The sequence below is a fragment of the Microbacterium sp. ZOR0019 genome (assembly GCF_000800925.1).
GTDB classification, from domain to species: Bacteria; Actinomycetota; Actinomycetes; order Actinomycetales; family Microbacteriaceae; genus Microbacterium; species Microbacterium aurugineum.
In genome coordinates this window covers 1-12,764 of sequence record NZ_JRKC01000017.1, presented here as the reverse complement: position 1 = coordinate 12,764, position 12,764 = coordinate 1, and the positions used below count along the sequence as shown (strand labels likewise).

Annotated in this window: 14 protein-coding genes; 8 read left to right on the top strand and 6 right to left on the bottom strand. The window is 68.5% G+C overall.

All coding sequences use genetic code 11. The features are described 5' to 3' along the window. Positions 1-18: 18 nt before the first annotated feature. Both L978_RS18705 and L978_RS05620 read right to left on the bottom strand, forming a co-directional pair. Positions 19-174: a hypothetical protein gene (locus L978_RS18705; RefSeq protein WP_156118234.1), complete on the bottom strand. Its 156-nt coding sequence runs from the start codon at positions 172-174 to the stop codon at positions 19-21. A 64-nt stretch (positions 175-238) separates the two neighbouring features. Beyond that, positions 239-1,339, bottom strand: coding sequence for a fatty acid desaturase family protein (locus tag L978_RS05620; RefSeq protein WP_047521197.1), 1,101 nt, complete (start codon positions 1,337-1,339; stop codon positions 239-241). Between the two features lie 330 nt (positions 1,340-1,669). Between L978_RS05620 and L978_RS05615 the strand changes: the two genes are divergently transcribed. The 3 genes from L978_RS05615 (at position 1,670) to L978_RS05605 (ending at position 4,915) form a co-directional block, all read left to right on the top strand. Then, entirely contained in the window at positions 1,670-2,320 is a 651-nt protein-coding gene (locus L978_RS05615) for a GntR family transcriptional regulator (RefSeq protein WP_052193363.1), read from the top strand. A 200-nt stretch (positions 2,321-2,520) separates the two neighbouring features. After that, positions 2,521-3,537 (top strand): TerC family protein, encoded by a 1,017-nt coding sequence (locus L978_RS05610; protein ID WP_047521193.1) that lies wholly within the window; start codon positions 2,521-2,523, stop codon positions 3,535-3,537. A gap of 94 nt (positions 3,538-3,631) precedes the next feature. Next, positions 3,632-4,915, top strand: coding sequence for a hemolysin family protein (locus L978_RS05605; RefSeq protein ID WP_047521191.1), 1,284 nt, complete (start codon positions 3,632-3,634; stop codon positions 4,913-4,915). A gap of 22 nt (positions 4,916-4,937) precedes the next feature. Here L978_RS05605 and L978_RS05600 read toward each other — a convergent pair whose 3' ends face one another. From L978_RS05600 to L978_RS05585, 4 genes are all read right to left on the bottom strand, one after another. Beyond that, positions 4,938-5,840, bottom strand: coding sequence for an SDR family NAD(P)-dependent oxidoreductase (locus tag L978_RS05600; RefSeq protein ID WP_047521189.1), 903 nt, complete (start codon positions 5,838-5,840; stop codon positions 4,938-4,940). A 32-nt stretch (positions 5,841-5,872) separates the two neighbouring features. Further along, positions 5,873-6,535 carry a cation diffusion facilitator family transporter gene (locus L978_RS05595; RefSeq protein ID WP_047521187.1) on the bottom strand — a complete coding sequence of 221 codons (663 nt, stop codon included), beginning with the start codon at positions 6,533-6,535 and terminating at the stop codon, positions 5,873-5,875. After that, complete coding sequence (locus L978_RS05590) at positions 6,535-6,882, bottom strand: ArsR/SmtB family transcription factor (protein ID WP_131494484.1); 348 nt, start codon at positions 6,880-6,882, stop codon at positions 6,535-6,537. Before L978_RS05590 ends, L978_RS05595 begins: the two co-directional genes overlap by 1 nt. Positions 6,883-6,956: 74 nt before the next feature. Further along, positions 6,957-7,502, bottom strand: a complete 546-nt coding sequence (locus tag L978_RS05585) for a hypothetical protein (protein ID WP_047521185.1) — start codon at positions 7,500-7,502, stop codon at positions 6,957-6,959. 155 nt (positions 7,503-7,657) lie between these two features. Here L978_RS05585 and L978_RS05580 point away from each other — a divergent pair, with 155 nt between their 5' ends. From L978_RS05580 to thrC, 5 genes are all read left to right on the top strand, one after another. Continuing rightward, entirely contained in the window at positions 7,658-8,857 is a 1,200-nt protein-coding gene (locus L978_RS05580) for a sensor histidine kinase (RefSeq protein WP_047521183.1), read from the top strand. Further along, positions 8,854-9,456: a response regulator transcription factor gene (locus L978_RS05575; RefSeq protein WP_047521181.1), complete on the top strand. Its 603-nt coding sequence runs from the start codon at positions 8,854-8,856 to the stop codon at positions 9,454-9,456. Before L978_RS05580 ends, L978_RS05575 begins: the two co-directional genes overlap by 4 nt. 225 nt (positions 9,457-9,681) lie before the next feature. Further along, a complete protein-coding gene (gene erm, locus L978_RS05570) occupies positions 9,682-10,446 on the top strand; it encodes a 23S ribosomal RNA methyltransferase Erm (protein ID WP_047521179.1) in 765 nt (254 codons plus the stop codon). 49 nt (positions 10,447-10,495) lie between these two features. Next, positions 10,496-11,002, top strand: coding sequence for a methylated-DNA--[protein]-cysteine S-methyltransferase (locus L978_RS05565; RefSeq protein ID WP_047521177.1), 507 nt, complete (start codon positions 10,496-10,498; stop codon positions 11,000-11,002). Positions 11,003-11,091: 89 nt separating this feature from the next. Further along, a complete protein-coding gene (thrC, locus tag L978_RS05560) occupies positions 11,092-12,495 on the top strand; it encodes a threonine synthase (protein WP_047521175.1) in 1,404 nt (467 codons plus the stop codon). Positions 12,496-12,764 lie beyond the last annotated feature (269 nt).

Below are 12,764 nucleotides of genomic sequence, written 5' to 3'. Positions count from 1 at the left end.
CGCCTCCGCCGCGAACGATCAGTTCGCCAAGAACCGTTCGATCGCTGCGATCGTCGTGGCGTTGTCGCGGTGGAGAACCGCGCGGATCCCGCAACTCTCTGCTCCCCGCGCCGGGGCGTCGTTGTCATCGATGAGTTCGAGGACGCCGCCGACGTCGTAGAGGATCCACTTCATCCCGGCACCCTATCCCGGGCGCTTTCCTCGTTCACCGAGAGAGCTCCGCGGGTGTCACGGTCACTCACGCGACCGCGGCACCGATGTTCCGCTGTTCGACGAGTGGGCAGGTGAACACGTCGCGTTCGCCGAGCCCGACGCGGTTGATGTAGCGCACCACGATCGCATAGGAGGTGAACAGGCCGACCTGCGTGTAGGGAACGCCATGAGCTCGGCAGTACTCGGCGATGACGGGTGCGGCGCGGCGCAGGTGTGGGCGCGGCATCGACGGGAACAGGTGGTGCTCGACCTGGAAATTCAGTCCGCCCATCGCGATGTCGAGGAAGCGACTGCCCCGGACGTTCCTGCTCATCACCACCTGGCGTCGGAGGAAGTCCAGGGTCATGTCCCGCGGGACCACCGGCATCCCCTTGTGGTTCGGGGCGAACGCGATGCCCATGTAGAACCCGAACAGTCCCAACTGGACCGCGAGGAACACGAAGGCGACCCCCGGGGAGAGCACGATGAACACGAGCACCAGGTAGCCGATCATGCGGACGCTGAGGAAAGCGATCTCGGCCCACCGGCGTTCGAGCCGCCCAGGCACGACCACGCGGCGAAGACTCGACGCGTGCAGCGAGAGACCCTCGAAGAGCAGGATCGGGAAGAACAGCACTCCCTGGTGTCCACGAAGCCAGGTGAGGACGACCCCGTGGTGTCGCCTCGCCGCCTCGGGTGAGACCGCGATCACCGGTAGTTCGATGTCGGGGTCGGATCCGATCCTGTTCGGGTTGGCGTGGTGACGCGTGTGCTTGTGCTGCCACCACCCATAGCTCATGCCGACGAGGAGGTCGCCGAGGATCAGGCTGACCCAGTCGTTCCACCGGCCGGACACGAAGATCTGTCGATGCGCGGCATCGTGCCCGAGAAAGGCGATCTGTGTGAAGACGACCGCCAGGACTGCTGCCGTGAACAGCTGCCACCAGGTGTCGCCGATCCACGCGAACGCGAACAGGCACCCTGCCACGATGAGGGGGGCGGCGATGAGCTTGGTCCAGTAGTAGCCGTACCGGCGATGCAGCAAGCCGAGCCCGCGCACCTGCTGTGACAGTTCGGTGAAGGTGCTCGATGGGCGCGACGCATTGTCCGGGGGGCGCCTGCGGGTGGTCGGACGGATGCCGTCCATGATGACTTCTTCTCCGACGCTGACCTCTGCGGCGGCGCCGTGTTCTGCGACCCCGTCGTCGATAGCCGGACGTCGTCGGAGACGGCCTTCGCCAGCGGGGGTTCGTCTGTGACGCTACGCTCCCAACCTGCACGTGCTCACAGCCTCACGCGCTTCCGATAGCCGCGACTCCGATGGCGTTCGGCTTCGCCGCGGGATATCGAATCTCCGCCTGACCGGCACAAAGCAATGCGATATATTGCACAGCGGGTAGAACGTCAGGTTCTACGTTCTTTCTCTCTCGCTGGAGGACATGTGGCACTGTCGGGTGGACCGCTCGAGCGCAGGTCCATGAGCGACGAGGCCTATGCCCGCTTGCAGGACGCGATCATCTCGGGTGAACTGCCCCCGGGCGAACGTCTGCGCGACTATGACCTCGCCGAGCGCCTGGGCACGTCGAAGACTCCGATCCGCCACGCGCTCGACCGTCTGGCCGATCACGGCCTCGTCGAGATGCAGCGCAACCGCTACACGCGGGTGGCCCCGATCGATCTCGAACGAGTCCGCAACGCCGTCGACCTCTTCGGCGACATCTGGATCGGTTCCCTCCGTCATGCGAAGGCGGTGATCGAGGCCGATGACCTCGCGCACCTGACCGCGCTCGCGGACGAGGTGGTCGCGGCCGCCCACGTGCGTGACGTGGCCGGCTTCGGTATCGCGCTCCGATCCCTCGCGACCGGGTTCGCCCGCATCGAAGGCAACGCTGCGCGCGCAGCTGCCATCGAGCGTCTCGACCCCCAGATCCGCCGATTCGCTCAGCACGCTCGTGATGCCTTCGACGCGGAGGCCGTCTCCGCGTGCGTCGAAGCACTTCGCATGGCGCTGATCGAACGTGACGTGGTGGAGACCAGAAGCGTGCTCGTGGCTCTCTTCGACGATGTGCTCAGCGGCATGATCGACCGCGCGGAAGAACGGGGTCTCGTCCGCTCCGACCCGGAGTAGCCGCCCCTCCGCCGCATTCCCGGCCAATCCACAGGAACCCCAAAGGGTGTCCTCGTACTCTGGGATCTCCCAAGGGGAGTACTCCGACACGGTGGGATCGTCATTACGGATGCACGTCGCATCCCGGGCCACCGGTTCCTGTTTCACGGAATGGAGAAGACTTTGGCGGTACGGTCGTACCCCGAGTCTGGAGCCCTCATTTGGATATCACCCCGCTGATCTGGATCATCACGATCGCGATCACGATCGCTTTCTTCGTGTACGAGTTCTTCTCCCACGTTCGCACCCCGCACGAGCCGACGATCGCGGAGTCGGCGCGCTGGTCGATCTTCTACATCAGCCTCGCGCTGCTGTTCGGCGTCGGGATCAGCGTCTTCTCCGGCTGGACGTTCGGCGGCGAGTACTTCGCCGGCTACCTCACCGAGAAGGCGCTGTCGATCGACAACCTCTTCGTCTTCCTGATCGTGATGACCGGCTTCGCCGTGCCGAAGAAGTACCAGCAGAAGGTGCTGATGATCGGCATCGTGATCGCGCTGATCCTGCGAGGGATCTTCATCGCCATCGGCGCGACGCTCATCGAGAACTTCTCGTGGATCTTCTACCTGTTCGGCGCCCTGCTCCTCGTGCTCGCGTATCGCCAGGCGTTCAGCAACCATGAGAGCAACCCCGCGAACGGACGGTTCATGACGTTCGTCCGCCGTCATCTGCCCGTCAGCGACGAGTACAACGGCGACCGGCTCACAGTGGTGAAGAACGGCAAGCGCTTCGTCACGCCGATGCTGCTCACGATCATCGCCATCGGGTTCATCGACCTCGTGTTCGCCGTCGACTCGATCCCCGCGATCTACGGTCTCACCGACCAGGCCTACATCGTCTTCACGGCGAACGCCTTCGCGCTCATGGGTCTGCGCCAGCTGTACTTCCTCATCGGAGGACTGCTGGAGCGTCTGGTGTACCTGGCTCAGGGCCTCGCCGTCATCCTCGGATTCATCGGAGTCAAGCTCGTCCTGCACGCGCTGCACGTCAACGAGCTGCCATTCATCAACGGCGGCCAGGGCGTCGAGTGGGCGCCGGAGATCCCGATCTGGTTCTCCCTGCTGTTCATCGGCGCGACCATCGCGGTGGCCACCGCCGCGAGCCTCCTCAAGACCCGTCGCACCCCCGGCGAGGTCACCTCTTCCACCGGCACCACCCCTACCCACAAGGAGCACTCTTGAGCGCGCAGCGCTGTTCTGACTCTTCGGACTCTGACAGTACGAGCGCCCGGTTCATCCCGGGCGCTCATCCCACCACAGACGAGGCGGCCCGCTGATGGGCGACCTGCTCTGGAACATCGCCCTCGTCTTCGCGTTCGTGCTGATCGGCGGTGTCTTCGCTGCGACGGAGATGGCCCTGGTCACGCTCCGCGAGAGCCAGATCAACGCGATCGGGCAACGGGGCCGCCGTGGGGCGAAGGTCGCGGCACTCGCCCGCAACCCCAACACCTTCCTCTCGGCTGTGCAGATCGGCGTGACGGTCGCGGGCTTCGCCTCGGCCGCGTACGGCGCCACATCGATCGCACCGTCCTTGGCGCCGTTGCTGGAGTCGTGGGGCCTCGCCCCCGCACTCGCCCTCACGATCGCAACTGTCATCCTCACCCTCGTGATCGCCTACCTGTCGCTCGTGCTCGGAGAACTCGTGCCCAAGCGGCTCGCGATCCAGCGCAACGCCCAGTTCGCATACGCCGTGGCTCCCGCTCTCAACGGGTTCGCGGTGATCATGCGTCCCGTGATCTGGCTGCTCTCCGTGTCGACCGACGCGCTGGTGCGACTGCTCGGCGGTGATCCCAGGAAGATGGGCGACGAGATGACCGACGAGGAGGTGCGCGACATCGTCGCGAGCCACCAGGGTCTGCCCGAAGATGAACGCCGCATCCTCGACGATGTGCTGTCCTTGCGGGGACGCCAGGTCAGCGAGGTCATGCGACCGCGGCCGGAGGTCGTGGCCCTCGACGAAGATGCCAACGTCGGTGATGTGCTGGCCCAGGTGCGGGACCTCCCGTATTCGCGCTACCCCGTCTCGAACACGTCCATCGACGACATCGCGGGGTTCGTCCACGTGCGGGACCTGTTCGAGGCGTCATCCGACGACCCAGCGCGTCCGCTCCGTGCGCTCGTCCGCGACATCCCGTACATCCCCTCCAGCGCGCGCGTTCTGCCCACGCTGACGCGGATGCGGGCCGAAGGGCACCACATCGCGGTCGTCGTCGACGAGTACGGCGGCACGGACGGTCTCGTCACGCTGGAGGACCTCGTCGAGGAGGTCGTCGGTGAGATCTTCGACGAATACGACGCCGAGGAGTACTTCTCCGCGGAAGAGGGACTCGACGGGCGGCTCAACCTGCAGGACTTCGAGGAGGCGACCGGGCTGGCGATGCCGCGGGGCTCGTCCGACACGATCGCAGGTTTCGTGACCGAGCAGTTGGGTCGCCTCGCGGTCGTCGGCGACACCGTCGAGGTACCCGGTGCCTCGATTCAGGTCATGGCCCTGGATCGTCGTCGCATCTCCCGTGTGCGGGTCACACCGCAGGAGAGCCCGGAGCCCCTCGAGGACTGATGCCGACGGGTGAGCCTTCTCGTCAGGGGCGCACCCCGGTGAGACGCTCGGCGGCCGCCCACACCGCGGCTCCGGTCGTGGGGGAGCGGACCTCGTCCGAAGCTGTCACTCGTCGTGGTGACCCACGGAACTCGAGCAGTCCACCCGGTCCCCAGTAGTCGCCGTTCACGACCTCCGCGGAGGTCGCTGCGTGCACGATGGGCAGCGCTCCGCCGTCCTTGCCCTGCACGAGCATCCGAGTGGGCGCCGTCAGGGCGCGGAGGAAACCGGAGACGTGGGCGAGGCCGGGGCGCGGGGGAGTGAGCGGGTCGACGGCATAGCCCGGGTGCGCGACGACCGCCGACCGCGAAGAGTCCGACCAACGCCGTGCGAGCTCAAAAGCGAAGGCCATCAACAGGGCCTTCGAGCGTCCGTACTGGCGGAGCGAGGAACCGCTCCACGGGGCGTCGAGGGGCGCGGGGTCGAGCCGCGCGAAACGGTGTGCGATCGAGCCCACCGCGACCACGCGGGCATCCGGTGTGAAGAGCGGTTCGAGCTGCGCCACGAGGGCGAAGTGGCCGAGGAAGTTGGTGCCCACCATGAGGTCGAAGCGGTCGCTCGTACGCGCCGCAGGGTCGGCCGCCTTCACCCCCGCGTTGCAGATCACCACATCGATCCGCTCGCCCACCTCCGCAGCGGCGTGAGTGATGCTGTCGAGCGAGCCGAGGTCGAGCGCCAGCACGTGCAGCTCGGCATCCGGCACGCGGCTCCGGATCGCCGAGGCCGCCGTCTGCGCGCGCTCCGATGAGCGGCAGCCCAACAACACGCGGGCTCCGCGAGCGGCCAGCTGCTCGGCGCACCAGTAGCCGATGCCCGCGTTCGCCCCGGTGACCAGCACCGTGCGTCCGCGCAGGTCTCCGGCAGGCGTGAGAGGAGCGGCATCCATCTCCCCAACCTAGGCGCTGTGGGCGCCAGCAGTCAGTGGCCGTGGCCGTGGTCGTCGTCGTTCTCGAGGAGCATTCCGATCGAGGTGGCGCAGGCGTCGCCCTTCCAGGCCTCGATGCCCTCGCGCACGGCGAAGGCGGCGATCACGAGTCCGGCGACGGCATCGGCCCACCACCACCCCAGCAGCGAGTTGGCGACCAAGCCGATCAGCACGGCGGCGGAGAGGTACGTGCAGATGAGAGTCTGCTTCGAGTCCGCGACCGCCGTCGCCGATCCGAGCTCCCGGCCCGCGCGACGTTCGGCGAACGACAGGAACGGCATGACCGCGACGCTGACCGCCGTGAGGATGATGCCGATCGTGCTGTGCTCCGGGCGCTCGGCCGTGACCAGCGCGGTCACGGAGGTCGCGGTGACGTAGGCGGCGAGGGCGAAGAACGCCACGGCGATCACGCGCAAGGTGGGTTTCTCCCAGCGCTCCGGATCGCGGCGGGTGAACTGCCAGGCGACGGCGGCCGCGGACAGCACCTCGATCGTCGAGTCCAGCCCGAAGCCGATGAGAGCCGCGGACGATGCGACCGTCCCCGCCGTGATCGCGATGATCGCCTCGACCACGTTGTAGCCGATCGTGACACCGACGAGGAGGCGGATGCGACGATGCAGGGTCTCCCGACGCGCGTCGGTGAGCGTCGAGGACATCAGCAGGTGCATCCTTCACCCGAACAGCAGTCCGGTTCGACGATGAGGGTGACCCGCAGGAGCATGTCGAGGGCCGGTGCGAGGTGACGGTCGGCGAGACGATAGCTGCTGCGACGCCCATCAGGCACGCTCTCGACGAGCCCACAGCCGCGGAGACAGGCGAGGTGGTTCGACAGGGCCTGGCGGGAGACGCCGAGGGCTTCGGCCAGATCAGCGGGGTAGCCGGGGGCTTCGCGCAGAGCGAGGAGCACGCCGGCGCGGGTCGGGTCGGAGAGTGCGTGTCCCAGGCGAGCGACGGCGGACGTGTGGGTCAGCGATGCGAGAGCGGTCGTCACGCACTCGATCATACAGAAAACCCTGAATTCATGTACTCATGTATTAAACGAGAGGGGGCGCGACGACGTCTCGCGCCCCCGGACGATCAGCGGATCGCGTACACCGCGCTGCCGATGATCACGGCGACGACGGTCGTCCAGCCGATGATGGCGATGGCCTGCCAGAAGAGGATGCGCGCCTTCCCGATGCCGGAGGCGGCGAGCATCGTCGCGGTGAACTGTGTCGGCAGCAGGAGCGGGCCGAGCAGGCTGACGCCGGGTACGCCGTAGCGTTCGAAGGCGCGCTGGAACTTCTCCTTCCGGGCGGAACCGCGCTCGGAGTCGACGGCTTCCGCTGCCGGTGCCGTTTCCGTCGTGCCGCCGCCGGCGAGGACAGCGTTCCTGGCACGCGAGCGGTTCAGGACCGCCTGACGCGCACCGGAGCTCGCCAGCACCAGCACCGCGACGCACAGGAAGTTGCCGACCATCGCGGCGATCGCCGCGACCACCGGGGGGATGCCGCCGAGGATCCCGATGCTCACCGCGCCCTCGCCCTCGATGAAGGGGATCGCGCCGGCGAGGGCGACGATGAGCGGCTGCACGAGCTCGGGGACCTGGGCGACCAGGTTCTGGAAGGTCTCGATGAGGTTCATGGGGTGCTCCCTGCTGTCGGTGCGAGCGGCGTCTCCGCTGCGATGACTCCAGTCCAGCCGAGGAGCAGCCGTGGCGGCAGTGTCGGCCCGTCACCTGTTCCCCTGCGGTTCGCACGGTGATCCCGTGACATGTGTCACGCCTCTATCGTGGGAGCGTGAGTTCCGTCCCGCCCCTCCCCGTCGCCGATCCGACGCCCGGCTCCCGCCAGCTCGCCCGGGGCATCACCGCCACCTGGTGGTACACCGCGAGCGCCGTGGTGTTCTTCGAGCTGATGCTGGTCGTCGCGTGGACCGGCATCACCGCCGCCGTCGATATGCGCGGTGGCGCGATCCTCGTCGTCGCGCTCGGTGGCGTGCTCTGGTGTGCCTCGACCATGCTGTTGCTCGCCGACTACCGCAGCCGTATCGACGCGGGTCCCGGCATCGCCTGGGGGCGCCTGGCCGTGCCCTTCCTGGTTGCTGTCGCATACGGAGTGGTGGCGGGGGCGGCGGTCGGGAGCTGGGCGCTCGCGGCCATGCCGGTCGCGCAGTTCTTCGTGCTCCTGCGATGGCCGCGCGGAATCCGGATGCGTGTGGCCGCGACGGCGACCCTGCTGCTCGTGGCCCTGACGGTGGTGGACTCCACCGCGAGAGGCCTCGACACGGGCCTCCCGTTCTGGCTGCCCGCCGTGTATGCCGTCCTGCTGCCGGCGATGACCGTGAGCTCGCTCTGGTGGTGGGATGTCCTGGTCACGCTCGACCGGGCCCGCGCTTCCGAGGCCAAGCTCGCCGCGACGCAGGAGCGCCTGCGGGTGGCGACCGACGTGCACGACCTGCAGGGGCATCATCTCCAGGTCATCGCGTTGCAGCTGGAACTCGCGGAGCGGCTCCTGCCGACCGATGCGGAGGCCGGGATGGAACAGCTCCGGGCCGCGCGACTCAGTGTCGACGAGGCGCGGCAGGGGACCAGAGACCTCGCGACCCGCTTCCGGTCCGTTCCGCTCGGCGATGAGCTCGCCAACGCGCGGGATCTCCTGACCGCAGCGGGTCTCACCGTCGAGGCCGTGATCGATCCGGATGCCGATGCCGCACCGGGGACTGCGCTGGGGCCGGTGATCCGGGAGACCACGACGAATGTGCTGCGCCACGGGGGTGGCCGTCGCGCGCGGCTGGTGCTGGCACGGATCGGTGATTCCTGGCGATACGAGATCGCGAACGACAGGATGCCCGACGCGCCGCTCGATCACGACGGATCCGGCCTCGAGGGGGTTCGGCGACGGATCGAGGAGGCGCACGGTTCTCTGGCGGTGCGGCGCGATGCCGATGAGTTCGCGGTCGTCGTGACCGTTCCGTCGCAGCCGGAGGAGGGGCGTTGATCCGCGTGCTGCTCGCCGACGACGAGGCGATGATCCGCTCTGCGCTCGCCGCACTGCTGCGACTCGAAGCCGACATCGACGTCGTCGCGGAGTGCGCCGACGGCGAGCAGGCCGTCGCTGAGGCGCTGCGCCTGCAACCCGACGTGTGTCTGCTGGACCTGGAGATGCCCGGACTGGACGGGGTGCAGGTCGCCGAGAAACTGCACCGGGCGATCGCGACGCGCTGCGTGGTGGTCACCCGTCATGCGCGTCCGGGGGTGCTGCGGCGAGCCCTGGCATCCGGCGTCTCCGGTTTCCTGCCCAAGTCCCGGGGTGCGGACGAGGTCGCCGCCGTCATCCGCCGTGTCGCGGCAGGAGCCCGCTATGTCGATCCGGAGATCGCGGCGGATGCTCTGAGCGATGAGCGCTCGCCCCTCACCGATCGCGAGCTCGATGTGCTGCGCGCGGGGCGGCGCGGGGAGACGACCGGTCAGATCGCGCGGGCTCTCGCTCTCGCGCCCGGCACCGTGCGCAACCACATCTCCGTCATCCTCGGCAAACTCGCCGTCGACACCCGCCAGCAGGCTGTGCTCACCGCCGAGGAACGCGGCTGGATCTGAGCGCCGATATGCTGGCACGCATGGGAACAATATGCGCCGCGCCCGTGATGGGGCGCACCCTCGTGTTCCGCGACCGCCGCGCCTGACGGCGCGCTCGCTCACCGCACGCATCTGCGCGCCGTCCACCGAGATGTCATCGCACCTCGGGACGGGCAGAACTCGCTGACGCCTCTTCGCGTCCTCCCTCCTTCCGAGGTGCTCCGATTCTTCTTCTGGAGCGCACTCATGCCTCGTTCACCCCATGGCGGCCGTCACGAACTCGGCCAGAACTTCCTCACCCACCGTCCGACCCTCGCCCGGATCACGGCTCTCGTCGATCGCACGACCGGACCGATCCTCGAACTGGGGTGCGGCGATGGCGCCCTCACGCGCCGGCTCGCGGGGCTCGGCCGACCGCTCACGGCTATCGACATCGACGAGCACCGGGTGCGGCGGTTGCGCGCGGCCCTGCCCGGGGTCCGCATCGAGTTCGGGGATGCGACCCGTCATCCCCTCGCCGCCGCCGTGGTCGTCGGCAACATCCCGTTCCACGTGACCACCCCCATCCTCCGGCGCCTGCTGTCGCGGAGGGAGTGGAGGGAGGCCGTGCTGCTGACCCAGTGGGAGGTGGCGCGCAAGCGTGCGGGCGTCGGTGGCGGCACCATGATGACCGCGCAGTCGGCTCCGTGGTTCGCCTTCTCCCTCGAGGGGAGGGTCCCGGCCTGGGGCTTCTCCCCGCAACCGAGCGTCGACGGGGGCGTGCTCACGATCACGCGACGGGCCTCACCGCTCGTTCCGGTGTGCGACCGGCGGGGGTACGAGGCGTTCGTCCGTGCGATGTTCACGGGGAGAGGGGCCACACTTTCCGCGGTGCTGGCGGCGGCGACTCGCGCTCCGATGTCGCGCGCGCGGCGCGCCGTGATGGCAGCCGACGCGACCAGCTGTCGATTGCCGCGGGATCTGCGTCCGGAGCACTGGGCGGCGCTCTGGCGTGAGGTCTCCCGCGGATGAGGCGCGGGATCGTGACTCCGCTGTCGGACGGCGGAGGTACTCTCGACGCATGTCCGCCTTCGGCACGCTCGCGACCCCGGTCGGCGTCATCGGGATCGTGAGCGACGGTGCGGCCGTCACCCGGGTCACGTGGCGTACCACCCCGCCCGGCGGCGGTGTCGTCGTGCCCGACACCGGGTCCGATCCCCTGCTGGTCGAGGCGCTCGCACAGGTGGCGGCCTACTTCGACGGCACACTGCGTCGCTTCGATCTGCCGGTCGATCTCGGCCCGCAGACCGAGGCCACGCGTGCTGTCCTCACCGCACTCCATGAGACCGTGGCGCACGGAGAGACGATCACGTACGGCGGTCTCGCCGCGCGCAGTGGCACCGGCGTGCCGGCCCGGGGGATCGGCTCGATCATGGGCGCGAACCCGGTTCCCCTGATCGTGCCGTGTCACCGCGTCGTCGCCGGCGATGGGCTGGGCGGCTATTCCGGCGGAGAAGAGGGGCACGGCCTCGAGACGAAGCGGTGGCTGCTGGAGCATGAGGGGGCGCTCCCGACCTCCCTGTTCTGACGGTGAGCGGTGGCGTCCGTCATCCCGTCACTCGGACCGGGAACACCCTGCGAGAATGGACGTGCCGAGTCCCGAGCCGAGGAGCCAACGTGCAGTTCATCTCCACCCGCGGCGGCATGCAGCCGCAGTCGTTCAGCGAGACGCTGTTGGAGGGCCTCGCGCCCGATGGCGGGCTGGCGGTGCCGGAGACCATGCCGGTCGTCGACGGTGAGACGCTCGAGCGCTGGCGGGCCCTGACCTATCCGCAGCTCGCGACAGAGGTGCTCGGACTGTTCGCGACCGACATCCCTCGCGCAGACCTGGCCCGGATGACCGCCGCCGCGTACGCCGACTTCCCTGACGGCGTCGTGCCGCTGCGGGCGATCGATGACGAACTCACCCTCGTCGGGCTCTCCGAGGGGCCGACGCTCGCGTTCAAGGACATGGCCATGCAGTTCCTCGGCCAGGTGATCGAGTACACGTTGGAGCGCAAGGGATCGGTGCTCAACATTCTCGGCGCGACCTCGGGAGACACCGGGTCGGCGGCCGAGCACGCGCTGCGGGGCAAGGAGCGCGTCGCGGTGTTCATGCTGTCACCGCAAGGGCGCATGAGCGCGTTCCAGCGCGCGCAGATGTTCTCCCTCGACGACGCGAACGTGCACAACATCGCCGTCGAGGGTGTCTTCGACGACTGTCAGAACCTCGTCAAGAAGCTCGCCGGCGACCTCGACTTCAAGCGTGCCCACCACCTCGGTGCCGTGAACTCCATCAACCTGGCACGCATCACCGCGCAGACGGTCTACTACTTCTGGGCGTGGCTGCGGGCGACCGATGCAGGCGGCTGGACCGAGCTGTCGTTCACCGTTCCGTCGGGCAACTTCGGCAACATCCTCTCCGGGTTCTTCGCGAAGCAGATGGGCTTGCCGATCCGTCGCCTGGTGCTCGCCGCGAACGAGAACAACGTGCTGGACGAGTTCTTCCGCACGGGTGTCTACCGCCCGCGCAGCGCCGCCCAGACGCTCGCGACCTCCAGTCCGTCGATGGACATCTCGAAGGCGTCGAACCTGGAGCGTTTCATCTTCGAGCTGGTCGGCCGTGACGCGGAGCGCGTCGTCGGTGCCTGGCGTGAGCTCGACGAGAGCGGCTTCTTCGACTTCTCCGCGGAGCAGGAGCGCTTCGTCGAGGAGTTCGGGATCGTCAGCGGCACCTCGACGCACGAGGACCGGTTGGCGACGATCCGCTCGGTGTACGAGACGACGGGAGAGGTCATCGACCCGCACACGGCCGACGGGGTCAAGGTCGCGCGAGAGTACGTCGAGCCCGGTGTGCCCATGCTCGTGCTCGAGACGGCGAAGCCCGAGAAGTTCGCCGAGACGATTCACGAGGCGCTCGGAGTGGAGCTCGGCTATGCACCCGAGCTGCAGGAGATGCTGGACGCCCCGCAGCACGTGACCGAGATGCCCGACGACGAGCACGCACTCCGTGAGTTCATCGCCGCGAACGCTGTGAGCTGAGCGCACTCGCGCCTCCCGCGTCCCCGCATCCACACCCCCTCCGCCCGTCCGCACCCCCTCCCGCCGACGTCCCCATCACCAGTCGGTGCCCCCTCTGTCCGTCGGCACCCCCTCCGCCCGTCGATACCCCCTCTGCGTGCCGCAACCCGGAGGGGGCGTCGACGTGGGGAGGGGGTGCCGACGTGGGGAGGGGATGTGGACGTGGGGCCGGGGGCGTCCACGTGGGGCGAGGGTCTGGACGCGGGGAGGGGGCGGACGTGGGGGCGTCG